Origin of the sequence: Paraburkholderia sacchari (assembly GCF_000785435.2) — a bacterium.
Lineage (GTDB): Bacteria > Pseudomonadota > Gammaproteobacteria > Burkholderiales > Burkholderiaceae > Paraburkholderia > Paraburkholderia sacchari.
The window spans coordinates 37,535-60,868 of the sequence record NZ_JTDB02000009.1; the positions used below are offsets into that span (position 1 = coordinate 37,535).

The following is a 23,334-nucleotide window of genomic DNA, read 5'->3' on the forward strand; positions in this document are numbered from 1 at the left end:
GGCGGGCGCGCGCCGCTCCGGCGCAGTCCGCTTATGCCATCGGCCGCGCGGCGTCCGTCGCTTCGCGGGGCGGGCACGGCTGGGCGCGAACCGGGTTCTCGGGAAGCTCGATCGTCTGGCCTTGCTCCGGCACGCAGCAGTCCCAATGCAGCGTTTCCGCGATGCGGCGGCGCAGCGCGTCGGCCGCGGCGGGCTCGCCGTGCGTCACGAACGTGCGGGTGGGCGGGCACGTCATGCCGGCCAGCCAGCGCAACGTCTCCCGGTAGTCCGCATGCGCCGACAGCGACGAGATCGAGGCGACTTCGGCGCGCACGCGCACGTAATCGCCGTGCAGCTTGATGGTTGGCGCGTGCGCTTCCAGCGCCGCGCCGCGCGTGCCGGGCGCCTGGAAGCCCACCAGCGCGATGGTGTTGCGCTGGTCGGGCGCATAGAGGTTCAGGTGATGCAGCACGCGCCCGCCCGTGGCCATGCCGCTGCCCGCGATGATGACCATCGGCCCGTGGCGCGAAGCGATGGCCTTCGAGTCGTCGACGCTGCGCGTCATGACCGCCGCGTGGTCGATGGCGTGCAGCTGCGAGATGGTCAGCTTGTGCTCGCGCATATGGTGCCGGTAGAGCTCGGTGACGCTGATCGCCATCGGGCTGTCCAGATAGACCGGAACGTTCGCCATGCGCCCCGCCTCCTTGAGGTGCGCGATGTAGTAAAGCACCTCCTGCGCGCGGCCCACCGCGAAGCAGGGTATCACCACGATCCCGCCGCGCGCGAAGGTGCGCGCGAACATGTCGGCCAGTTCGTCTTCGGGATTGAGGGCGGCGTGCAGCCGGTCGCCGTAGGTCGACTCGACCACGAGATAGTCGGCGTGCACGGGCGGCGACGGCGCGCGCATGAGCGGATCGTCGGGGCGTCCGAGGTCGCCGGAAAACGCGAGCACCGTATGCCCGCTGCACAGCACGACGCTCGCGGCGCCGAGGATATGCCCGGCAGGCAGGAAGCGGAAAGTCAGATGCTCGCCGAGCGAGACCGGCACATCGAATTCGCTCGGGCCGATGAGCCGCAGCGCCGCTTCGGCGTTTTCGAGCGTGTAGAGCGGCAGGGCGGGATGGTGCTTCGAAAAGCCGTGGCGGTTCGCGAACGCGGCGTCCTCCTCCTGCAGGCGCGCGCTGTCGCGCAGCATGATTTCGCACAGGGCGGCGGTGCCCGGCGTGCAATAGACCGGTCCGCGGAATCCATTGCGCGCCAGCACCGGCAGATAGCCGCAGTGATCGATATGCGCATGCGTGAGGATGACGGCGTCGAGCGTATCGGCCGGAAACGGCAGCGGCTCCCAGTTGCGCAGCCGCAGGTTCTTCGTGCCCTGGAACAGCCCGCAGTCGATCAACACCCGCTTGCCTTGCGCTTCCAGCAGGTAGCGCGAGCCCGTGACCGTTTGCGCCGCGCCCAGAAAAGTCAGCTTCATCATGCTCTCCTCGCCATGCACCGCAGGGTGCGTCTGGTGTCCATTGGAGCGCGCTTCGCTACCACACAATTGACCTGGATCAGGCGGGAAACCTTTGGCGGGCGACAGCGTGGATTGAGCCAGATCAATCGGGCGGGACCGGACGATCCATACATTGGGGCATGCGGCTCGCCGTCGCGAGCCGGTTTTCGGGTGGGAGCCCCAGCGATGTTTCATGGATCGAGTTTGCGGCGGGCCCCGGTTTGGCTCGCGGCGCTGCTTGCGTCGCTGCTTGCGGCGTGCGCGACCGATGCGAGCCGCGAGGCCTTCCGTCAAACGGAAACCGGCCTGCAGGCGGTACGCGAGCAGGCGGCAGTCCATTGCGCGGCGCCCGTCGATTGTGCGCGGGCATGGAGCCGGGCGCGGGTGTTCGTCCAGTTGCATTCGCCCACGCGGATCGCGCGGATCAGCGACGAGGCGATCGAAACGCGCATGCCGCACGAATTCGGCGTGGCGTATTTCTGGGCGGTACGCGAGACAGCGGCCGATGGAACGGCGACCGTTCGCCTGAAGGGCATGTGCCGGGGCATGTACAGCACCAACAACGGGCCGGGGTGGCTCTACCGGTCCTGCGCGGCGCAGTTGCGCGACGCCCAGCTCGAATTCGCGCGCGAGGTGGGCGGCGCGCAATGAACGAACCCCGGGGCGCGCGCCGGGTTCGGCGGCGGGCAAAGCCGCGAATGCCCGGGCGCTCTCCTCTCAGGACAAGACCGCCTCGAGCGGCCGCCGCGGCGTCGCCGCGTCGGGCGTTCCGTGACCGATGCGCAACAGCAGTTGCGGAAAGTACGCACCCTGCAGCCCCATCATGGCGCCGAGTCGCGGCCGCAGCTCCGGGACTTCGATGGGCTGGTTCAGATACGAAGCGCACAGGCCGTGGACGGTCGCCAGCAACAACACCCGTTCGAGGGCCTGGCCCGTGGCGAGCCAGGCCTGCGCATTGTCCACGCCGGTCGCGAGACATAGCAGCAGAGGCGAGCCCGCCGCCAGATCGCGGTGCGTGGCGGCCACGCCGCCGCCGAGATCGAACGTCCGGATCGCCGAGGCCACGAGCGGCGTCGCGAAATCGAGCAGGCCGCCGAGTCCGGCCGCGTAGGCCGGCATGCCGTCATCGGTGCGGCGCGGGTGGATCCACTTCGCGAGTTCGCGCCTGAAGCGCGGATCGGCGAACTGCTGCCGGTCGGCCTCGGCGACGAGGCCGGCGACCGCGTTGCGCGGCTCGCTCTCGCTCACGCAGGCGACTTCGACACCTTCGGCGCGCGCGGCGTCCATCAGGTGCTGTTCGACGGCGGCGTCGACGGGCTCGGCCGCGAACGGATGGCGCGTGGTGACCCGCTCGTAAATCGCGCCCACGAGCGCAGCCAGCTCCGGCGCGGTGGCGCGCTCGCGCAGCAGACGCACCTCTGCGAGCAGATCGGGGTCGGTGCTCGACGGGAACAGGGTGATCGCGTAGCCCATGCCGAGGCTCGCGATCGCCACGCGCAGATTGAAGAGCGCAGCGCCGCAACTGATGATGAGTTCGCGGTCGTACGGATCCACCACGGGCAGCGCGCGCAGCCGGTCCGCGCATAGCATCACGCGGTCCGTGCCGAGCACGAAGCGCCATGGCTGGCTGTTGTGGCTCGACGGTGCAAGCGTCGCATGACGCGTGGCGAATCGCATGGCGAAGGCGTGCGTGTCCTCGGGAGCGTCCTCGGGGGCCTGCTGGCGGGCGCTGTCTCTGGCAGCGAGGGCAGCGATGGCGGCTGGATGGTCGGGCATGGTCGGCTCCCGTCGGGTAGACGCGCGGCACCGCGCAAGACGCGCCGCCGCGCAAACGTGACTCAGTGAGACTTCGTCAATGGGACATCAGGACCGGCACCGTCATGGCTTCGAGCAGGTTGCGCGTCACGCCGCCCAGCACGCGCTCGTGAATGCGCGAATGCGCGTAAGCGCCCGCCACGATCAGGTCGGCGCGCAGATCGCTCGCGCGGCCGAGCAACGCCGTGCTCGTCCTGACGCCCGGCTCGCGGGCGCTTTCGTGAAACGAAGCGCTGACATCGTGCAGATCCAGCCATGCCGCGGCATCGGCCGCTTCTTCTTCGGCGCGCAGCCGTTTCGCGCCGTCGCGCGCGGCGACCACCTCGATCGAGACGCAATTGGCGCGGCGCAAGAGCGGCAAGGCATCCGAGGCCGCGCGCGCCGCTTCGCGGCCGCCGTCCCAGGCGATCAGGATGTTTTCCGCGATGGTCGGGAACGCGCCGGAATGCGGCACCACGATGGCGGGCCGCGCGGCCGTCATCAGCAGATCGGTGACGAAGCCGCTGGACAGGTCGATCGGGTGGTCGCCGCGCTCGTGCTGCCCGAGCACGAGCAGGTCGGCGTGACGGGCGTGCAGCACCGCGGTCGCGGTGTCGCCGGGTTGCGGCGCGCGCCATTCGACCCTGCAGCCCGCATGCATGCCCGCTTCGAGAAACGCGGCTTGCGCTTGCTCGCGGCGCTCCAGCGCAGGCGCGCCGCCCGTTACCGGCGCGTTCGGATACGGCATCGGCAGATACAGCCCGATGAGGTGCGCCTCGAAGCGGCCTGCAAGATCGAGCGCGAGCGCAAGACGCGTGTCGCGCCGCGCCGAATCGTCGAGGTGGACGAGCAGTGTCTTGTAGCCCATGGCGATGTCCCTGAATGTCAATGGCGAGGCTCACACGCAATCCGGTGCAACGGTCCGCTCAATGCGACATCAGCACCGGCACCGGCATCGAGCCGAGCACCGTCTGCGTCACGCCGCCGAGCAGGAGTTCTTTCCAGCGCGCGTGGCCATAGGCGCCCATCACGATCAGATCGCAGCCGGTCTTGCTGGCGTGCGCGAGCAGCGCGTCGCCCACCGTGATGGTCGGCGGCGGACGCAATTCCGTGACTTGCACCTCGAGTCCGTGACGCGCGAGAACGAGGCCGATGTCGGCGCCCGGAATGCGATCGCGTTCCTTGCGCGAGGGCGTGAAGGTCACGATCTCGGTGCGCCCGGCAAGGCGCATGAACGGCAGCGCGTCATACAGCGCGCGCGTGGCCGACTGGCCCGCGTCCCACGCGACCATCACGCGCTCGCCCACCGTGGGGCCTCCACCGGAATAGGGCACCCACAGGACCGGCCGTCCCGCGCTCAGCGTCACGCGCACCTGCAGCCGGTTGGCGAGCGACGCGTCGGGGTCCTCGGGGGAGCTTTGGCCCAGAACGATCAGGTCTGCGAAGCGGGCGCGCATCAGCAGCTCGTGCTGCGCGTAATTCGCGGTGCGCCAGCTGCCTTTCACCTCCGCCTCGGCGAGGCGCGCGAAGAAGTGATGTTCGAGCGAGCGGCGGCACGCTTCGTGCTCTTGCCGGCATCGAGACCAATATTCGGCGTCCAGAATGAACGCGTAGGCCACCTCGTGCTCCGGCACGGCGGGCGCGAACAATGCGCTGAGATGGGCGCCGTGCCGCTTTGCAACGCGCAGCGCGACATCGAGGCGCGTTCGCGCGCTATCGCTTTCGTCCAGATGAACGAGGATGTTGCGGTACTCCATGATCGGCGCTCCACGGTGGATGCAACACCGAAGCGGTGTCTCGTGCGGCTCAGTCTAGGCGTCGAAGCCCGGTCGCAATTGACTTGAGTCAATCGTGAGCGGGAGGCGAAACCTACAGTGGGGCCTTGTTCCGGCCGCGCCGAATCGCGGCCGGTCGCCACCAATCAGCGAGGAGGACGGATCATGCGTAGCGAACGCGTTGCTTTTGTGAGCGGCGGGATGGGCGGTCTGGGCGAGGCGATCAGCCGGAGGCTGCACGATGCGGGCCTGACGGTCGCGGTTTCGCATTCGGAGCACAACGATCACGTGATCCATTGGCTCGATCGCGAGCGCGCAGCGGGCCGCACGTTCCACGCCTTCGGGATCGACGTGGCGAGCTACGATTCGTGCGCCGAGTGCGCGCAGCGGGTCCTGTCGCAACTGGGCACGGTCGACGTCCTGATCAACAACGCCGGCATCACGCGCGACGCTAGCTTCTTGAAGCTCACCAAGCGCGCATGGGATGAGGTGATGCACACGAATCTCGACAGCGTCTTCAATCTCACCCGGCAATTCCTTCCCGGCATGGTGGAGCGGCGCTTTGGCCGCGTCGTGAACATCAGCTCGGTGAACGGTTCGCGCGGCGCGTTTGGTCAGACCAATTACGCGGCGTCCAAGGCCGGCATCCACGGCTTCACGATGTCGCTGGCGCTCGAAGTCGCGAGGCACGGCGTCACGGTGAACACCGTCTCGCCCGGCTATCTCGCGACCGCGATGGTGGAGGCCGTGCCGCAGGACATCATGGAAAACCGCATCCTGCCGCAGATTCCGGTGGGCCGGCTTGGGCGTCCGGAAGAGGTGGCGTCGCTGATCGCCTGGCTTTGCTCCGACGATGGCGCATTCGCCACGGGCGCCAACTTCGCCGTCAACGGCGGCATGCACATGCATTGACCGCAAACGTCTGAAGATCAGGCGCGACGCGCGGGATCGACACAGTGACGACAAGCACGCGCCCAATCCGCCAGTTGATGCAGATCAGTCGCAAGGCTGTGCCCCATGCGAAGCTCGCAGCGACGGTCCGTTCGGGACCGGCTTCGATGGAGACGGCGATGAAAACCGATTTGCAACTCAAGCACGACGTGGAAGCGGAACTGGAGTGGGAGCCGGCGGTCACGGCTTCGAATATCGGCGTGGAGGTGAAGGACGGCGTCGTTACGCTTGCTGGCCATCTCGCGAGCCTGAGAGAAAAGATCGCGGCCGAGCAGGCGGCCCAGCGCGTGGGCGGCGTGCGCGCGCTGGTGGTCGAGCTGGATGTGCGTTTGCCGGGCGACGACATGCGCACCGACGAGGACATCGCCCACATCGCGCGCTCGGTGCTGAACTGGACCGCCGGGCTCAGCGAGGACGCGGTGCAGGTGCAGGTCGAGCACGGCCACGTGGTGCTCAAGGGCGCGGTGGACTCGGCATGGCAGAGCCAGGCGGCTGCGCGCGCCGTCGCCCAGTTGCGCGGGGTCGCGGGCGTGGTGAACCACATCGAAGTCCGGCATGCGGTGGCGCCGGACAAGATCAGCAAGGACATTCTCGAAGCGATGCGCCGCCATGCGGACCGCGAGGCGCGGCATATTCAGGTGACGGTCAACGAAGGCACGGTGCGGCTGTCCGGCAAGGTTCATTCGTTTGCCGAGCGCGCCGTGGCGCGAGGCGCGGCCTGGGCCGCGCCGGGCGTGCGCGCCGTGGTGGACGATTTGAGCGTGGAGTGAGGCGGTGGTGAGGCAATGGCGGCCGCACTGTGCGGCCGCTTCTCAGCGTGGGGTGCCGGCGCTGAGCGCGTCCCGCAGCGCGGCGGCAAAACATTGGAACGCCCGCAGCGAGCCCGCGACGCTCTGGTATTTTTCGCGGCCGATCTGGCCGTCGAGCGTGACGAGCATGCCGGCGGAGCGCGCGAGCGCGAGCAGCGCATCGGCGTCGTCGACGGCAGTGGCGCCGGCAAGCGGAGCGGTGGACGGCGTGCGGTTTTCGGCGGTGGTCATGGCGACGCTCCTTGGGGTGAACGTTCGAGCGGTTTTCGCTACGCCTTCAGTATGGACGGCGTGGCCGGGCACCCCAATGAGCCGGCGCTGAAAGTGATGTAGGTGGTTTTTTGGAGCCTGTAGGCGTCGGCCTACAGGGGCTGGCACCGAATCGGAGTCGATGACGTGATCGAGATCTTGACGCTGACGGCCAATCCCGCCGTCGATGTGTCGACGGCGGTGGAGCGCGTGATCGACACGCACAAGCTGCGCTGCGAGGCGGCATGCCGCTATCCGGGCGGCGGGGGCATCAATGTCGCGCGCGTGATCCAGCGTCTCGACGGCGCGCAGGCCCGCTGCCTCGCGCTGTATCTCGCGGGCGGCGTGGCGGGCGACTTGCTGGATCGACTGCTTGCAGCCGAGTGCGTGAATAGCCGAAGGCTGCATATCGCGGGCGAGACGCGGGAAAACTTCTCGGTGAAGGAGCGCTCGACGGGGCGCGAGTTCCGTTTCGTGCTGCCGGGCGCGCCGGTGGAGGCTGCCGAATGGGCGGGCGCAATGGCGGCTTGCGAGGCGTTCGCGCCCGCGCCGCGTTACCTCGTGATGAGCGGCAGCCTGCCGCCGGGGCTGACGGAGCGTGCCTATGCGGATCTCGCGCAGCGGGCCCGCGCGCGCGGCACGCGCGTGGTGCTCGACACCTCGGGCGCGCCGCTCGCGCTGGCGCTGGAGGCGGGCGTCTACCTCGTGAAGCCCAGCCTTGGCGAACTGGCGGGGCTGGCGGGGCGGCCGCTCGCCGACGAGGCGGCGCAACTGGCCGCCGCGCGCGAGATCGTGGCGCGGCGGCGCGCGGAAATCGTTGCGCTCACACTCGGCGAACGCGGCGCGCTGCTGGTATCGGCTCAAGAAACGATACGCGTGAAGGCCCTGCCGGTATCGGTATCGAGTGCGACCGGCGCGGGCGACAGCTTTCTTGCGGGACTGGTGGTGGCGTTGCGCAGGGGCGAGGGGCTCGCGGCGGCGGCGCGTCTTGCACAAGCGGCGGCCTCGGCAACCCTGCTGACGAGCGGGACGGCGCTTTGCGACGCTGCGCAGGTGAGACGGTTCTATGACGCCGGCAGCACCGTGTGCTGAGTGCGTGAATATCGCAGCAGCATCGCCGCCGGGGCAAACGCGCTTCGCGGGGTTTCCGGATTTCAGCGCGCCGCGCCATTGCGGGCGGGCGCGTACCAGGCATGCGGCACGGCGAATCCCGCCATGTCCGCGAGCAGCGCACGGCCGCGAGGATGGAGGCCGCACGCCGCGATGATCAGGAACGACCCGGGCAGCGCAAGAACGGCAAGGAAGATCAGTCGCTTGTACATGGTTGAATCTCGCGAGAAAGCCAGGAATATTGCTTCAGCTTAGATCCCGTCCACCTCGCCCAATTGACCTGTATCAGCCGATCGCGCACCGCGCACAGCGCGTTCAATGCGACATCAGCACCGGCACGGTGGCCGATTCGAGCAGCGCGCGCGAGACGCCGCCAAGCAAGTGCTCGCGCCATTGCGGATGACTGTAGGCGCCCGCCACGACGCAATCGCAGCCGCTTGTCGCGACCCACGAAATCAGGGTGTCGCCCACCGTCTCGTCCGCGTCGCTGAAGCTTTGCGCAAAGTCCACATTGACCGAATGCCTCGCCAGCATCAGGTCGATATTCGCGATTCCGTCGTCGTCCGCTGCCGCGGCGCGCGACGCTGCGGGCGTGCCGATATGCAGCACCGTCACGCGCTTCGCGGCTTGCAGCAGGGGCATCGCGTCGTGCACCGCGCGCGCGGCTTCGCGGCTGCCGTCCCACGCGATCACGATCGACTCGCACGCGGCGCGCAGCGCGCCCGCGTAAGGCAGCACCAGCACCGGCCTGCCGGACGTCATGACCACGCTTTCCAGAAAGCGCGCGCGCAGCGCTCGGGCGTCGTCGTCGGGACTAGCCTGGCCCGCGACCAGCAGATCGGCGTGGCGGCTGCGGCGGATGATCGGTTCTTCGGCGTAGTCGTCGAATGCGATCCACTCGCCTTCCATGCCCACCCGCCTCAATTCGTGGCGAAACGACTCTTCCGTCGCGGCCTGCTGGCCGCGCCGCGCGTCGCAGTAGTCGCTGTAGTAGGGCGCGCAGCCGGCGACGGTGAAGTACGCGCGCGCTTCCGGCGCGAACGGCGAGTAAAGGCCGATGAGGTGCGCGTCGAAGCGGCCCGCGAGCGTCAGCGCGAAGTCGAGCCGCGCTTGCGCGCGCTCGCCCGGGTCGAGATAAGCGAGCAGGGTCTTGTATGGCATGGCTGCGTCTCCTGGGGCCGTGCGTCTCGTTTTGCCGCAGGACGCGGGCGGACGGGCAATCACCCTTGCTTCGAGTGTTGTCGCCGTGCCCGCGTCGAGTCTTGATGCAAGTCAAACATGGGCCGGCACCGCTTGTTTGACACACGTCAATCGGGAGAGGGTCGCGCGCCGCAGAATCGGCTCAACCGGCCCGGACCATGCATGCGCCTCGTGTGTGGGGAGCGGGGCCGGCCAAACCGGAGGGCGGCCATGCGGTGCATCCTGCGCCTGGCGTTCAAGCTGCTGGTCAACGACAGCGCCAAGTTCACGGCGCTGCTGATCGGCATCACGTTCGCAGTGTTCCTGATGGTCGAGATGACGTCCATGTTCGCGGGCATCCTCAACCGCTCTTCGTCCACCGTCATCAACGTGGGCGCGAAAGTCTGGGTGATGGACCCGGCGGTGCAGACGATCGCGAGCAGCATCGGCATGCCCGATTACGTGCTTGACGCCGTGCGCAGCATCGACGGCGTGAAGTACGCCGTGCCGCTCTACTCGGGCATGGCGCTCGTGAAGCTGCGCAACGGCGCCTACCAGGCGGCCACCGTGATCGGGCTGGACGACACGACGCTCTATGGCTGGCCGAGGATGAAGACCGGGCGCATCGAAGACATCTTTGCGGAGGACGGTTTCATTGCCGTGCAGGACGCCGAGTTCTACAAGCTCGGCAGCCCCGCGCCCGGCACCGACTTCGAGCTGAACGACCATCGCGCCGTGGTGGTCGGCATTGCGGCGGTGGCGAGCGGCAGCCTGTTTGGCACCCCTACGCTTTACACGACGTATCGCCGCGCCATCCAGGACGTTCCGTCTACCCGCTACACGACCTCGTACATTCTCGTCGAGCCGAAGTCGGCCGCCGACATCGCGCACATCAAGGCGCAGGTGGCCGCGCTCGGCTATGTCGCCTACACCAAAGACGAGTTCATGCAGCACATCGCCGACTTCTACAAGTACCAGACCAGCCTCGGCACCAACATTCTGCTGATGACGGTGATCAGCTTCGTGGTCGGCCTGTCGATCTCCGGGCAGACCTTCTACACGTTCATTCTCGAAAACCTCGAAAAATTCGGCGCGCTCAAGGCCATCGGCGCGAAGCGGCGCGAGCTGGTCGCGATGATCCTGTTCCAGGCGGCCTTCACGGCACTCACCGGCTATGGCCTCGGCGTTGGCCTGTGCGCGGCGTCGATCAGCCTCGCGCGGCTGCGCATCCGCGACTACGCGGCCATGATCACCTTCGGCAACCTCGCGCTCGCGTTCGCGATGGTGGTGGTGATCGCCGCGCTCTCCAGCTATCTCGGCGTGCGCCGCGTGCTGCGCATCGAGCCGTTCGACATCTTCCGGGGCTGAGGCAATGGCCGATTCGATTGCCATCGAGGCGCGCGGGCTCGACAAGTGGTTCGGCGAGGGCGCGGCGCGCACCCAGGCGCTGAAAGACGTCTCCATGCAGGCGCGTTTTGGCGAGATGGTGCTGATCGTCGGGCCCTCGGGCAGCGGCAAGACCACGCTGCTGAGCGTCATCTCCGGAATTCTGCGGCCCGATGGCGGAACCGTCTCGGTGGACGGCGTCGATTTGTGGGCCCAGCCCGACGACCGGCTCGCGGAGTTCCGGCTAAACCGCATCGGCTTCGTCTTTCAGGACTACCATCTGTTTCCGCGGCTCACCACCGCCGAGAACGTGGCCGTGCCGCTGATCCTCAAGCGGCGGCCCTGGGACGACGCGCTCGCCGAGGCGCAGCGCTATCTGGAGGTCGTGGGTCTCGGGAACCGTGCCGCCTTGCCGCCCGTGAAGCTCTCGGGCGGCGAGCAGCAGCGCGTGGCGATCGCCCGCGCGATCGTGAGCCAGCCCGACATTCTCGTGCTCGACGAGCCCACCGCCTCGCTCGACGGCGACACCGGGCGAACCATCATCGAGTTCGTCAAGCATCAGGTGCTCAACGAGCGGCGCTGCATCGTCATTGTCACCCACGATGCCCGCATCTTCGAGTACGCCGACCACATCCTGCATATGGAGGACGGCAAGCTCAAGGACATCGTCGCCGGAGGCGCGCAATGAAGCATCGGCTTGTGTTCGCCGCGGCGTTGATCGGCTTTCTCGCGAGCGTTGTCGCGGCCTGGGTGTTCGGCATCAAGCAGCCGCCGCAGCCGCCGGTGTTCCAGCCGGCGGCCAATCCTTACGCGCACGGCGTCTATGCCACGGGCATTGTCGAAAGCGACCAGAGCGCCGGCGCGAACGTCAATCTCTACCCGGAGGTGAACGGAACGGTCACGCGGCTGCTCGTGCGCGACGGCGACCGCGTGAAGGCGGGCGACGTGCTGCTCACGATCGACGATTCAGTGCAGCGCGCGAATGGCGAGCAGCTCGCGGCCCAGGCGAGCGCCGCGCAGGCGCTGCTCGACGAGCTCGAGGCCCAGCCCAGGCCGGAAACGCGCGACGTTGCCGACGCGCAGGTGCAGGCGGCCCGGGCCAGCCTGAAAATGGCTCAGGACACCTATGCGAAGCAAAAGCAGGCGTGGGACATCGACCCCAAAGCCGTGAGCCGCGACGTGCTCGACAGCGCGGAGAACGCCATGCACGTCGCGCGCGCCAACCTCGAGGTCGTCGCGCGCCAGGACCGCCTCACGCGTGCGGGCGCGTGGGTCTACGACGTGCGCAACCAGCAGGGGCAGGTGGAAGCGTTGCGCAAGGCGGCTGCGTCGGCAGAGGCGCTGCTCGCGCACTACACGTTGCGCGCGCCGTCCGACGGCATTGTCCTCGCGGTGAATACGGCGCAGGGCTCATACCTTTCGCAGCAGGGCGTCTACGACACCTACACGCGGGGCATGGCGCCCGCGATCGTGCTGGGCAGCGCGCCCGAGCGCCTCGCGGTGCGCTGCTACGTGGACGAGATCCTGATCTCGCGGCTGCCGCAGCCGGACCAGCTCAAGGCGCGCATGACGGTGCGCGGCGCGAACGTCGCGGCCAATCTCACCTTCGAGCGCATCCAGCCCTACGTGACACCGAAGATCGAGCTTTCCGACCAGCGTACCGAGCGCGTGGACCTGCGCGTGCTGCCGGTCATTTTCCGCATCGAGCCGCAGGCGGGCCTGCGTCTCTATCCAGGGCAGATCGTCGATGTGTACATTGCCGCGCGCTAAGCGAACCGCTTCGAGCGGGACGCGAGGGGGACCCCATCGCGCGCGTGCGCGCAGCGCGCTGCTCGTATGCGCGTGGCTCGCCGCAATCGCCGCATTCGCCGCAACCGGGCTGGCGGGTTGCGCGGTCGGGCCGGATTTCACGCGGCCGGCGCAGCCGCGCGTCGATGCGTATGTGCGCGACGGCGCGCCCGCGTCCTTCGCGGCGGCCGGTGTTACGCAGACCCTGCGCGCCGGCGTGGCCGTGCGCGACGACTGGTGGACACAGTTCGGCAGCCGCGGGATCGATGCGGCCGTGAGCGACGCGCTCACCGGCAACGCCACGCTCGATGCGGCCGAGGCTTCGCTTCGGCATGCAGATCATCAGCTGCGCGCGGGCGCGGGCGTGTTCTATCCGCAGGCGAGCGCCGCGGCCGGCGCCTCCCGGCAGCGCTATGCTCCGCTGCGCGTGGGCTCCGGCATGGCGCCCTCGATTTTCAATCTGTTCACGCTGTCGGCCTCGATCAGCTATGCCGTCGATCTCTGGGGCGGCAACCGGCGTTTCGTCGAGGAACTCGCGGCGCAGCGCGATGCGCAGCGCTACGCGCTGGAGGCGGCCTACCTGACGATCGAATCGAACGTCGTCAACACGATGATCGCGCGCGCCGGCTGGCGCGACGAGATCGACGCCACGCGCGAGATGATCGGGCTCTTGCGCGAGCAGGTCCGCATTGCCGAGGTGCGCGCGCGCGCCGGCACGGCCGCCTACGCGGCGGTGCTCACGCTGCAGAATGAGCAGGCCGCGCTAGAAGCCACCTTGCCGGTGCTGGAGCAAAAGCGCGCCCAGGCCGCCGATCTGCTGGCTACGTTGAGCGGCATGTTGCCGGCGCAATGGTCCGCGCCCGAGCTTTCGCTGAACGAGATCACGCTGCCGGCGGACTTGCCCGAGACCGTGCCGTCGCAGCTCGTGCGCCAACGGCCCGACGTCCTGCAAGCCGAGGCGCTGCTGCACGCGGCAAGCGCTCAGGTGGGCGTGGCCACGGCGGCGATGCTGCCGAACCTCACGCTTTCGGCGGGTGGCGCGCTTGCGGGTACGTCGCTCGCGTCGATGGGCGCGCGTGCCGGCCAGTCGTGGGCGCTGGCCGCGGACGTGGCCGCGCCGCTCTTCGAGGGCGGCACGCTCTGGTACGGGCGCAAGGCCGCGCAGGACGCCTACGACGCCTCGCGCGCGCAGTATCGGCAGACCGTGCTGAGCGCGTTTGCGCAGGTGGCGGACGTGCTCTATGCGCTCGAGCACGACGCCGGCGCACTGGAGGCGCAGACGCGCGCGCTGGCGGCGGCGCGCGAGGCGCTGCGCTTGCTGCGCGCCGACTATCGCGCGGGAACGGTGGATTACCTGCAGATCCTCGTCGCCGATGCCCAGCTGCATCAGGCGCAGATCGCCTGGCTCGAAGCCGACGCCCAGCGGCTCCAGGACACCGTCGCGCTCTATGCGGCATTGGGCGGCGGCTGGGGCGAGGCGGCAGACGGCCAGCGCTGAACGGCGGCTCGACGCAGCCATGGCGGTGTGCCGGCCGCGTTTGTCTCTTGATGCAAGTCAATCGCGCAACGCTGGCCACATCGAAGATGGGCATCAGGCAAGGGAATGCGGCACGGGATATCCCGGCAAGGAGGCCGACCATGTACGACAAGATTCTGGTGGCGTTCGACGGCAGCGAGACGTCCAGGCACGCGCTCGCCGAGGCGCTGCGCCTCGCGCGGCTGAGCGGCGCGCAACTCTATGTAGCGAATGTGATCGACATTCTGGCGCCGTTCGGCATGGGCTTGTCGTACGTGCCGGCGGACCTGATCGCGATGTATCGGGAAGACGCCAGAAAGCTGCTGGAAGCCGCGCGCGACGACGCGAAGGCGGCGGACGTGCACTGCGAGACGGAGCTGCTGCAACTGCAAAGCGTGACCGACAGCGTAGCGGATTGCCTGAACCGCTGCGCCGCGCGCGTGGGCGCGCAGCTCGTCGTGCTCGGCACGCATGGGCGGCGCGGCGTGAGGCGCGCGCTGCTCGGCAGCGTGGCGGAGGAATTCGTGCGCGAGACCGACTGTCCGGTGCTGCTCGTGCGGGGCGTTGCATGAACGCCGCGTCCGCGCCAGTCGTCTGGCTTTCGCAGGTCACGCGCGCCGATCTCGCGCGCGTCGGCGGCAAGAACGCCTCGCTCGGCGAGTTGATCGCGAACCTCGCGCCGCACGGCATCAAGGTGCCGCCAGGCTTCGCGACCACGGCGCAGGCGTATCGCGACTTCCTCGCCGCGAACCACCTCGATGACGTGATCGCCGCCGCGCTGGACGATCTGCATGCGAAGCGGCGCACGCTCGCCGAAACGGGCGCGCTGATCCGCGCGGCGATCCTGCGCGGCGAATGGCCCGCCGCGATTGCGGACGCGATCCGCGCGGCCTATGCGGACCTGTGCCGCCAGAGCGGGCAGCGCGATCAGAGCGATCAAGACAGGCTGAGCGTCGCCGTGCGCTCCAGCGCGACCGCCGAGGATCTGCCCGAGGCGAGCTTCGCGGGGCAGTTCGAGACCTTCCTGAACGTGTCGGGCGGCGCGGCGGTGCTCGACGCGTGCCGGCGCTGCTACGCGTCGCTCTATACCGACCGCGCGATCAGCTACCGGCAGGCCAAAGGCTTCGACGCGCTGAAGGTCGCGGTGTCGGTGGGCGTGCAGCAGATGGTGCGCGCCGACCTGGGCGGCGCGGGCGTGATGTTCTCGATCGATACCGAGACCGGCTTCGGGCGCGTCGTCCTGATCGACGCGGCCTGGGGGCTCGGCGAGAACGTGGTGCAGGGCGCCGTCGATCCGGACGAATACGAGGTCTTCAAGCCGCTGCTGGATGACCCGTCGCTGGCGCCCATCGTCGGCAAGCAGCGCGGCGCCAAGACCCTCAAGATGATCTGCGTGCGCAGCCGCATGCATCCGACCCGGAACGTGCGGACCTCGCTGGCCGAGCGCCGCGCTTACGTGCTGCAAGACGAAGAAATCCTCAAGCTCGCGCGCTGGGCCTGCCGGATCGAGGCGCACTACGGCTGCGCGATGGACATGGAGTGGGCGAAGGACGGCGCGACCGGCGAGATCTTCATCGTGCAGGCGCGCCCGGAAACGGTCCAGTCGCGCCGCGATGCGGGCGCGCTCAAAACCTGGCACCTCGACAAAGCCGGGCCGAAGCTGCTCTCGGGCGTGAGCGTTGGCGAGGCGATCGGCGCGGGGCCCGTCTGCGTGATCGAGCAGCCCCGCGACATGGCGCGCTTCGTGGACGGCGCGGTGCTGGTCGCGCAGACCACCGACCCGGACTGGGTGCCGGTCATGCGGCGCGCCGCCGCGATCGTCACGGATCACGGCGGCCGCACCTCGCACGCGGCGATCGTGAGCCGCGAGCTGGGCCTGCCGGCCATCGTCGGGACCGGCAATGCCACGCGCGTGCTGCGCAACCGCCAGAAGGTCACGGTGAGTTGCGCGCAGGGCGAGCAAGGCGCGGTGTACGAGGGCATCGCGGACTTTCACGCGCAGGAGATCGACTTCTCGGACCTGCCGCCCACCCGCACTGCCATCATGCTCAATCTCGCCAACCCCGCGGCTGCGTTTCGCTGGTGGCGCATGCCCGCCGACGGGGTGGGGCTCGCGCGCATGGAGTTCGTGATCGGCAGTCAGATTCGCGCGCATCCGATGGCGCTGGTCCACTACGACCAGCTCAAGGACGAGCGGGCGAAGCGCATCATTCGCGACCTGAGCGCCGGATATGCCGACAAGACCGAGTACTTCGTGGACCAGCTCTCGCGTGCGCTCGGGCGCATCGCGGCCGCGCACTTTCCGCATCCGGTGATCGTGCGCATGAGCGACTTCAAGACCAACGAGTACGCGAACCTCGTGGGCGGCGCGCAGTTCGAGCCGCACGAGGCCAATCCGATGCTCGGCTTTCGCGGGGCCTCGCGCTACTACTCGCCGCTGTACCGCGAAGGCTTCGCGCTCGAATGCCGCGCGATTCGCCGGCTGCGCGAAGAGATGGGCTTCACCAACGTCGTCGTGATGATCCCGTTCTGCCGCACGCCCGAGGAAGCCGACCGTGTGCTCGCGGTCATGCGCGAGAACGGCCTCGAACGCGGGCGCAATGGCCTCGAAATCTACGTGATGTGCGAGATCCCCTCCAATGTCGTGCTGGCGCGCGAGTTCGCGCGTCGCTTCGACGGCTTTTCGATCGGCAGCAACGATCTCACGCAGCTCACGCTCGGCGTCGATCGCGACTCGGCGCAGCTCGCCGGGCTCTTCGACGAGCAAAGCGACGCGCTCAAGTGGATGGTGCGCACGGTGATTGCCGAGGCCCACCGCGCCGGCGCGAAGGTCGGCCTGTGCGGCGAAGCGCCTGCGCACCATCCCGAGTTTGCGGCGTTCCTGGTCGAGTGCGGCATCGACTCGATCTCGGTGGGACCCGACAGCTTCGTCGCGCTCAAGCAGCGCGTCGCGGCCAGCGAGTCGGCGCGCGAGACGCATGCCGGCATGCCTGTGACGCTGGCCGGGCGGGCGCCGTTGTGAGGGATTTTTATAGTCAGGAGAATGCAATGAGCGATACCCCCGGGCGCATGCCGCTCCAGCCTGCTTCCCCGTCGAGCATCGGCACGCGCATGGCGCAGATCGGCTTCGATCAACTCACGGCCGCGCTGGCGCTGCAAGCGAAGTGCATTGAACGCGATCTTGCCGCCGCGCAGCGCTTGGGCGACGCGCTCATGCACGCGCGCGCCAGCCATGCGGGGGCGATTGCGCAGGCCTGGCAGTCGATGACGCGCGAGTACCTTGCGACGAGCGTGGCCTTGTGGGAGCAAGGCCTGGTTTCGGCTGCGCGAAACCAGGCGGCATACGGGGCGCTGTTTCGCGACGCGGTGTTCAATGCCGGAAATGCCGGATGGCTGGCGGCGCCGGCGCAGATGAGGCAGACGGCGCGGCAGGCCGGCACCGTGCCGCAGGCGGTGAACTGGATGACATGGATGGTGCCGTTCATGGGCATGCGCCCGAACGGCAAGGCGGCTCCCGGGCGCGCACAACACTGCGCGGCATCCGCCGATGCGTGATCGTTGCGGCGCGGGGCGGGCACATCGAGCGTGCCCCGCGCATTTGCCAAACCGTCCGGGGAACACGCCATGAATGCCGCTCCACAACTAAAGCAGGACATGCTGGACGAACCCGCGCCCGAGCGGCCGGCTACCAACCCGCACAGCGACGACGAGATCGCGACGATGGCGCGCGCGGTCCTGCACTGGACGGCCGGGGTGCCGCAACGCGCCGTGGAGGTCGAGGTGGTGGGCGGGCATCTCTTCTTGCAGGGGACCGTCGAATGGGAATGGCAGCGCGAGCTTGCGATCCGGACACTGATGCAGTTGCGCAGCGTGACCGGCGTGACGAGCCGCGTCACCGCCCGGCGGCGCACCGACCCGGACAGGATTGGCGAGCGCATCCGCAAGGCGCTGCAGTACTACGTTGAAGATGAGGCGGGCCGAATCCATGCCGAGATGAGCGAAGGGGTGGTGACGCTCCGGGGCAAGGTGGGCTCGGAGGCCGAGCGTGCCGTGGTACGCGGCGCGGCGTGGTCGCAGCCTGGCGTGCGCGCTGTCATCGACGAACTCGTGATCGCGTGACGCGGCACGGGTGCGCCGGGCAGCCGGCCGTCGAAATGCGACGAGGAGCGAGTTCAGCATGGATAAGAAGTTCGATTCCGGCGGCATCGTGTTCATGGTCGGGCTACTGTTGCTGTTGGCGCTACAGCTCTTCTGGACTGCGCCGGGCGTGCCGCTGCTCGCTTACAGCGATTTCCTGCGCCTCGTCGACGCGCACGCGGTCGACAACCTCGCGATCAGCCCCACGCGCATTACCGGCGAGCTGCGCCTGGAACGGGCCAAAACGATGCTGCCGGCTTCCGAGGCCGCGGCGTTCGGCGCAGAGCCGGCGCCTTATTACTTTGCGACCACGCGTGTCGCCGACGACGCGCTGCCGTCCCGTCTTGCCTCCGCCGGCGTGCGCTATAGCGGCGCGCTCGACAGCAACTGGGGCGGCGCGCTGCTAGGCTGGCTCGCGCCGCTGGTGCTGTTCGTGATGGTGTGGCAGTTCATGATGCGCCGGGGCGGCGGCGCGCGCGATTTCATGGGCATCGGCAGAAGCCGCGCGCAAGTCTACGTGCAGCGCGAGACGAGCGCGACGTTCAACGATATCGCCGGCATCGACGAGGCCAAAAAAGAGCTTCAGCAAATCGTCTCGTTCCTGTGCCATCCGGAGCGATACCGCCGGCTCGGCGGAAAAATACCCAAAGGCATCCTGATCGTCGGCGCGCCGGGCACCGGCAAGACCCTGCTCGCGAAGGCGCTCGCGGGCGAGGCAGGCGTGCCGTTTTTCTCCATCAGCGGCTCCTCGTTCGTGGAAATGTTCGTGGGCGTGGGGGCGGCGCGCGTGCGCGACCTCTTCGAGCAGGCGCAGCGCCAGGCCCCGTGCATCGTATTCATCGACGAACTCGACGCGCTCGGCAAGGTGCGCGGCGCAAGCCCCGTTTCGGGCAACGACGAACGCGAGCAGACGCTCAACCAACTGCTCGTCGAGATGGACGGCTTCGAGGCCAATGCGGGCGTCATCCTGCTCGCGGCGACGAACCGGCCCGAAACGCTCGATCCGGCGTTGCTGCGTCCCGGGCGCTTCGACCGCCACATCGCGATCGACCGTCCCGACCTGGTCGGACGCCGGCAGATTCTCGCCGTGCATACGCGCAAGGTGCCGCTTGCGCCCGACGTCGATCTGGATGAGCTGGCGGCGCGCACGCCGGGCTGCGTGGGCGCGGATCTCGCGAACATCGTGAACGAGGCCGCGCTGCATGCGGCGGAAGCCGACCGCCCGAGCGTCGCCATGGCGGATTTCGACGAGGCCATCGACCGCGCGCTCGCGGGCTCAGAGCGCAAGAGCCGCGTGATGAACGCGCAGGAGAAGCAGACCATCGCCTGGCATGAGGCGGGCCATGCACTGGTGGCGCAAAGCCGCGCGCACTGCGATCCGGTCAAGAAGGTGTCGATCATCCCGCGAGGCGTTGCCGCGCTCGGCTATACGCAGCAGGTGCCCACCGAGGACCGCTATGTGCTGCGGCGCAGCGAGCTGCTCGACCGGCTCGACGCCTTGCTCGGCGGATGGGTTTCGGAGGCGCTGGTATTCGGCGATGTCTCCACAGGCGCGCAGAACGACCTCGAGCGCGCGACCGCCATGGCGTGGCACATGGTGGCGCGCTATGGCATGAGCGAGCGCATTGGCCTCGCGAACTGCGCCGACCACGACGGCATGGCGCGCTCGCTCGCCGGTGCGGATGGCCCGCGCTGCGGCGAGCAAACGGCCCAGCGCATCGACGACGAAGTGCGCCGGCTGCTGAACGAGGCGCACGAACGTGTCGCGCACACGCTCGCCGAACGGCGCGAGGCGCTCGACAGGATTGCCAGGCGTCTGCTCGAGCGGGAAGTGCTCGAGCACGACGAACTGGTTGCGCTGATTGCGGGCGAGTCCGCTCCGGACGGAAGCGCGGAGCAGAGTGCGGAAAATCCTTCGGATACCAAAAAGAGCCGGAGCGTAGAGCCTGCGGCATGAGGCTCGCCGGTGCCCGTGCAGGTCTCCACGCAGGCCCCCCGTTTGTGCGCCTAGTGCCCCGGCTCGAGATAGTCGTGCGCTGCGCTAGCGCGCGCCGAGGCGCGCAACGCATCGAGCGCCCGCTGCTCGATGCGGCGGACCTGTTCGCGCGAGACACCCGCGCGCTTCGCGATTTCGTCGTAGGTTTCGGGCTCGACGCCGCCAATTCCGAAGCGCCGGCGCACTATATCCGCTTGCTCGGCGGGCATCTCGTCCAGCAGTGCTTGCACGAGTTCGCGCATGCGCGCATGGGCGAGCGTATCGAGCGGCGTGGCTGCCGCTCGGTCGGGAACCAGCTCGATCAGCTCCGTTTCGCCGTCGGGCAGCAGAATGTCGAGCGATGCCGGCTCGCCGGGAATCGCCAGCAATGCGCGCACTTTGGCGTCTTCGATGCCGCTGGCCGATGCGATATCGGCAAGGTCCGGCTCGTGGCCCGTTTGCTCGCGAATACGTTCGCGCGCGCGTCGCACGCGCGCGAGCTGGCCGCCCATATGAACCGGCACCCGGATGGTGCGCCCGCGGTCGGCCACGGCGCGCGACACCGCCTGGCGGATCCACCACGTCGCGTAGGTGGAGAACTTGAAGCCGCGCTGGTATTCGAAGCGCTCGACGGCGCGCATCAAGCCGATACTGCCGTCCTGCACCAGGTCGGGCAGGTCGATGCCGCGATTCTCGTAGCGTCGCGCGATCGAATACACGAGCCGCAGATTGGCTTCGAAGAGCTTGCGCGTTGCTTCGCGCAGACGCCCGCGCGCCGCGTTCAAGTGCGCGAGTTGCTCATGCGTTTCGGGGGCGGCGGGTGTCTCGCGGTGCATGGCGACGAGCGCGTCGCAGACCGCTTCGACGACATCCGACGGCCATTCGCCGGATGCTTCGGCGCTCGGCGCGCTTGTGCCGAGCGTGCCGAGCGCATGCAGGATATCGCGGCGCGCCGCCTCGATTTCCTGCGCCAGTGCGACTTCCTGATCGCGCGACAGCAACGGCACCGCATGCATGCGCGCGCGAAACAGCACAAGAGTGTCGTCGGCGACGGCAATGTCCCGCGGCCCGGCCTCCGGACTCAATGGCTGGAGGGCGCCCGGTTGCGGACCTTGCGGATAAAGGGGCGCATCGAGCAGACGCTCGATGCGCTCCATGCTCATGTCGGTGTGCTGCTGGTGGCCTTCGGTCTTCATGTCGATCACGGAATAAACCGTACTGCTAATCGGGAGGACGGATGGCTCCCGCATGACAGCGGCCGTTCGTTCACGAACACCCATTCGCGACGGCCTGTCTGATGGCGTGCATCTTGGGGCGGTCGTGCGCGATTCAACAAGGGAAAACCGCAGTGCGTGCGAACTCTCGCGTCATGCCGGAACGGCCGATGCCGTGCCCAGCCATGGCACGTCGCGTGCGAGGCTCGCGGTCCAGGTTTCCCACCCATACGGGTTGTCTTCGAAAAGCAGTGCTCTCACGGGCGCCGCGAGCGCGCCATGGTCGAGCGGCTCGTCCAGCAGCAACTGCGGCCAACGGCAAAACGCGCGCAAGGCGCGGTATTCGAGCTCGCTGACCGTCATGGTCTGGGCGACGCTGTCCAGCAGCGCAATGCCCGCCAGCGCCTCGTAATTGCGGACCAGATCGCCGACGGTCTGGGCGTCGCGAACGTGCGCCTTGATGTAGTCGAGCATCTTCAGAACATCGCCGAGTTGCAGCAGCAAGGCCCGGCGCTCGTAAGCATCTTTCATGATTCACTCCTCGCGGATCACAGATTCTGGCCCGTTCGACGCACCCGCACCGGGCGGACAGATGCAGAAGTTCCGGGTCGCGAACTTCTGCGCGCAATTGCACAAAGGCGGCGCGGGCATCTCAGCAAGCCGCCGCCGGCTTTGCCCCCAGCGCCGGCAACTGTCCCCATCCGACCGGGGCATAGACGGTCCCGCCCGCGAGTTCGACCAACTCGGTGAAGCGCTGGAGCGTCGCGCCCGCCATGATGTGCACGGGCGGGCCGCCGAAATAACTGTCGGTGCGCAGCCAGGGCGCGCGCCGGTCGTTGATCTCCTGCACGCTGTAGGGGTGCGCGTGCTCGCCCGTTTCCGGCGTGAGCAGCGGCCCGTCGAAGGCGAGCTTGAGAATCTGGTCGGATTCGCCGCCATAGGGCAAGCCGGCCTCGGACGCCTCGGACGCCTCGGACGCCTCGGACGTATAGGGCGAGTGCTCCCAATGGTCGCCCCATTGCTGATCGAGCGGCACGCGCGTGAAATACGCCCACGGCGCGCGCACATAGCAGAGACGGTAGATCTCCTGAACGGCGGTCAAGTCCACGCGCGTAGTCATCGCCAGCTTCCCGGTTCGCGAGCGCGGCCTGGGCCGCTTACGCCGCCGCCGGCCTGCCGACGGTCTGCGCGAGAATCGGCGTCTCGTCCTCGTTCAGGCGCAGAGCATCGGCTAGCAGCCGATGGTTGATCCAGCCGCGCACGACGGTGGCGAGCCCCTCGGAGGCGCAGTAGAGCGAGACGTTCTGGCAGATCGCGCCGGTGGCAATGGCCGCGAACAGTTCGCGCTGCTGGCGCGGCGCGGCGAGCACCTGCGAGCCTCGCAGCACGTACACGAGATCGAGCGGCGCCTTGCCCACGAAGTCCTGATAGCCCGTCATGTTGCGCGCGTCGACGGCGTGCTTGAGCGCAAGCCGGTTGAGATCGGGCTCATAGCGATAGACGCCGTGAGGCAGCGCGACATAGACATCGATCTCATTGAAGCCATGCGCGGAGGGCGCGGTGTGGCCGCCGGTTTCGGGGCGGTTCACGCCATTCGCGGCCCAGAGCAGTTCGCCCAATGTGTCGAGCGTCATGGGCGTGTCCGCGTACATGCGGGTGCTCTTGCGCTGCACGAGCGCTTTCATCAGGGGCGCGCCGGCGTCGTGTCGCGGGCGCGGCAGGTCGATGAAGGCGAGCGCTTCGCCGCTCGCGGGAGCGGGCGGCAGCAGCGGCACAGGCTGGTAGTCGATGCGTTGAAATTCGGTCATGGCGTTCTCCAGGTGGCTCGCGGCCGGCATCCGTTTGCCGCTTCAGTCTCGACGCCAGGGGCGGGTGCGCGATTGACTCAGATCAATCAGGGCTGTGCAGCGTGTCGCGACCGTAGACCACCCGCGTGCGCCGCCCGCAATCCGCATCGTTGATATGTGTCAATTG

General features: G+C 68.4%; 24 protein-coding genes. 13 read left to right on the top strand and 11 right to left on the bottom strand.

The genetic code is table 11. The features are described 5' to 3' along the window. Window positions 1–31 precede the first annotated feature (31 nt). Window positions 32–1,456 (bottom strand): MBL fold/beta-CASP domain-containing RNA metallo-hydrolase, encoded by a 1,425-nt coding sequence (locus NH14_RS26105; protein WP_052148253.1) that lies wholly within the window; start codon window positions 1,454–1,456, stop codon window positions 32–34. Window positions 1,457–1,663: 207 nt separating this feature from the next. Here NH14_RS26105 and NH14_RS26110 point away from each other — a divergent pair, with 207 nt between their 5' ends. Continuing rightward, a complete protein-coding gene (locus tag NH14_RS26110) occupies window positions 1,664–2,128 on the top strand; it encodes a hypothetical protein (protein WP_152617203.1) in 465 nt (154 codons plus the stop codon). Window positions 2,129–2,194: 66 nt separating this feature from the next. Here the strand turns inward: NH14_RS26110 and NH14_RS26115 are convergent, their stop codons facing one another. The 3 genes from NH14_RS26115 to NH14_RS26125 all read right to left on the bottom strand — a co-directional run bounded on the left by NH14_RS26115 (window position 2,195) and on the right by NH14_RS26125 (window position 5,028). Further along, the gene (locus tag NH14_RS26115) at window positions 2,195–3,154 is read right to left on the bottom strand and encodes an Acg family FMN-binding oxidoreductase (RefSeq protein ID WP_035529882.1); all 960 of its coding nucleotides are present in this window, start codon (window positions 3,152–3,154) and stop codon (window positions 2,195–2,197) included. A gap of 175 nt (window positions 3,155–3,329) precedes the next feature. Beyond that, window positions 3,330–4,139, bottom strand: coding sequence for a universal stress protein (locus NH14_RS26120; protein WP_035529879.1), 810 nt, complete (start codon window positions 4,137–4,139; stop codon window positions 3,330–3,332). Window positions 4,140–4,197: 58 nt separating this feature from the next. Further along, on the bottom strand, window positions 4,198–5,028 hold the full coding sequence (locus tag NH14_RS26125) for a universal stress protein (protein WP_035529876.1): 831 nt from the start codon (window positions 5,026–5,028) through the stop codon (window positions 4,198–4,200). Window positions 5,029–5,211: 183 nt separating this feature from the next. On the opposite strand from NH14_RS26125, the gene phbB reads away from it, so the two are divergent. Both phbB and NH14_RS26135 read left to right on the top strand, forming a co-directional pair. Then, a complete protein-coding gene (phbB, locus tag NH14_RS26130; RefSeq protein ID WP_035529875.1) occupies window positions 5,212–5,958 on the top strand; it encodes an acetoacetyl-CoA reductase in 747 nt (248 codons plus the stop codon). A gap of 158 nt (window positions 5,959–6,116) precedes the next feature. Further along, complete coding sequence (locus NH14_RS26135; protein WP_035530000.1) at window positions 6,117–6,767, top strand: BON domain-containing protein; 651 nt, start codon at window positions 6,117–6,119, stop codon at window positions 6,765–6,767. A gap of 42 nt (window positions 6,768–6,809) precedes the next feature. Here NH14_RS26135 and NH14_RS26140 read toward each other — a convergent pair whose 3' ends face one another. Then, window positions 6,810–7,037, bottom strand: coding sequence for a hypothetical protein (locus tag NH14_RS26140; RefSeq protein WP_052148246.1), 228 nt, complete (start codon window positions 7,035–7,037; stop codon window positions 6,810–6,812). A 165-nt stretch (window positions 7,038–7,202) separates the two neighbouring features. On the opposite strand from NH14_RS26140, the gene NH14_RS26145 reads away from it, so the two are divergent. Further along, window positions 7,203–8,147 (top strand): 1-phosphofructokinase family hexose kinase, encoded by a 945-nt coding sequence (locus NH14_RS26145; protein WP_035529872.1) that lies wholly within the window; start codon window positions 7,203–7,205, stop codon window positions 8,145–8,147. 62 nt (window positions 8,148–8,209) lie between these two features. Here NH14_RS26145 and NH14_RS26150 read toward each other — a convergent pair whose 3' ends face one another. After that, window positions 8,210–8,377 carry a hypothetical protein gene (locus tag NH14_RS26150; RefSeq protein WP_161790863.1) on the bottom strand — a complete coding sequence of 56 codons (168 nt, stop codon included), beginning with the start codon at window positions 8,375–8,377 and terminating at the stop codon, window positions 8,210–8,212. 103 nt (window positions 8,378–8,480) lie between these two features. Continuing rightward, window positions 8,481–9,326, bottom strand: coding sequence for a universal stress protein (locus NH14_RS26155; protein WP_035529869.1), 846 nt, complete (start codon window positions 9,324–9,326; stop codon window positions 8,481–8,483). Between the two features lie 249 nt (window positions 9,327–9,575). Here NH14_RS26155 and NH14_RS26160 point away from each other — a divergent pair, with 249 nt between their 5' ends. The 9 genes from NH14_RS26160 (at window position 9,576) to ftsH (ending at window position 20,128) form a co-directional block, all read left to right on the top strand. After that, window positions 9,576–10,712 (top strand): ABC transporter permease, encoded by a 1,137-nt coding sequence (locus NH14_RS26160; protein ID WP_035529866.1) that lies wholly within the window; start codon window positions 9,576–9,578, stop codon window positions 10,710–10,712. Between the two features lie 4 nt (window positions 10,713–10,716). Continuing rightward, entirely contained in the window at window positions 10,717–11,418 is a 702-nt protein-coding gene (locus tag NH14_RS26165; protein WP_035529864.1) for an ABC transporter ATP-binding protein, read from the top strand. Then, on the top strand, window positions 11,415–12,500 hold the full coding sequence (locus tag NH14_RS26170; protein WP_035529861.1) for an HlyD family secretion protein: 1,086 nt from the start codon (window positions 11,415–11,417) through the stop codon (window positions 12,498–12,500). Before NH14_RS26165 ends, NH14_RS26170 begins: the two co-directional genes overlap by 4 nt. Further along, on the top strand, window positions 12,478–14,016 hold the full coding sequence (locus tag NH14_RS26175; protein ID WP_084225698.1) for an efflux transporter outer membrane subunit: 1,539 nt from the start codon (window positions 12,478–12,480) through the stop codon (window positions 14,014–14,016). The genes NH14_RS26170 and NH14_RS26175 overlap by 23 nt, the downstream gene beginning before the upstream one ends. Window positions 14,017–14,156: 140 nt before the next feature. Continuing rightward, window positions 14,157–14,606: a universal stress protein gene (locus NH14_RS26180; protein WP_035529859.1), complete on the top strand. Its 450-nt coding sequence runs from the start codon at window positions 14,157–14,159 to the stop codon at window positions 14,604–14,606. After that, a complete protein-coding gene (gene ppsA / locus NH14_RS26185; RefSeq protein ID WP_052148245.1) occupies window positions 14,603–17,056 on the top strand; it encodes a phosphoenolpyruvate synthase in 2,454 nt (817 codons plus the stop codon). Before NH14_RS26180 ends, ppsA begins: the two co-directional genes overlap by 4 nt. Before the next feature lie 26 nt (window positions 17,057–17,082). Then, complete coding sequence (locus NH14_RS26190; protein WP_035529857.1) at window positions 17,083–17,589, top strand: hypothetical protein; 507 nt, start codon at window positions 17,083–17,085, stop codon at window positions 17,587–17,589. Window positions 17,590–17,658: 69 nt separating this feature from the next. Next, window positions 17,659–18,153, top strand: a complete 495-nt coding sequence (locus NH14_RS26195) for a BON domain-containing protein (protein ID WP_084225696.1) — start codon at window positions 17,659–17,661, stop codon at window positions 18,151–18,153. Between the two features lie 58 nt (window positions 18,154–18,211). Further along, window positions 18,212–20,128, top strand: a complete 1,917-nt coding sequence (ftsH, locus tag NH14_RS26200; protein WP_084225694.1) for an ATP-dependent zinc metalloprotease FtsH — start codon at window positions 18,212–18,214, stop codon at window positions 20,126–20,128. A 50-nt stretch (window positions 20,129–20,178) separates the two neighbouring features. On the opposite strand, the gene NH14_RS26205 is transcribed toward ftsH, so the two are convergent. The 4 genes from NH14_RS26205 to NH14_RS26220 form a co-directional block, all read right to left on the bottom strand. Further along, window positions 20,179–21,342, bottom strand: coding sequence for a sigma-70 family RNA polymerase sigma factor (locus NH14_RS26205; RefSeq protein ID WP_237179768.1), 1,164 nt, complete (start codon window positions 21,340–21,342; stop codon window positions 20,179–20,181). Between the two features lie 171 nt (window positions 21,343–21,513). Continuing rightward, complete coding sequence (locus NH14_RS26210; protein WP_052148242.1) at window positions 21,514–21,891, bottom strand: hypothetical protein; 378 nt, start codon at window positions 21,889–21,891, stop codon at window positions 21,514–21,516. Window positions 21,892–22,012: 121 nt separating this feature from the next. Continuing rightward, window positions 22,013–22,480 (bottom strand): hypothetical protein, encoded by a 468-nt coding sequence (locus NH14_RS26215; RefSeq protein WP_035529852.1) that lies wholly within the window; start codon window positions 22,478–22,480, stop codon window positions 22,013–22,015. Window positions 22,481–22,517: 37 nt separating this feature from the next. Then, on the bottom strand, window positions 22,518–23,168 hold the full coding sequence (locus NH14_RS26220; RefSeq protein ID WP_035529987.1) for a nitroreductase family protein: 651 nt from the start codon (window positions 23,166–23,168) through the stop codon (window positions 22,518–22,520). Window positions 23,169–23,334 lie beyond the last annotated feature (166 nt).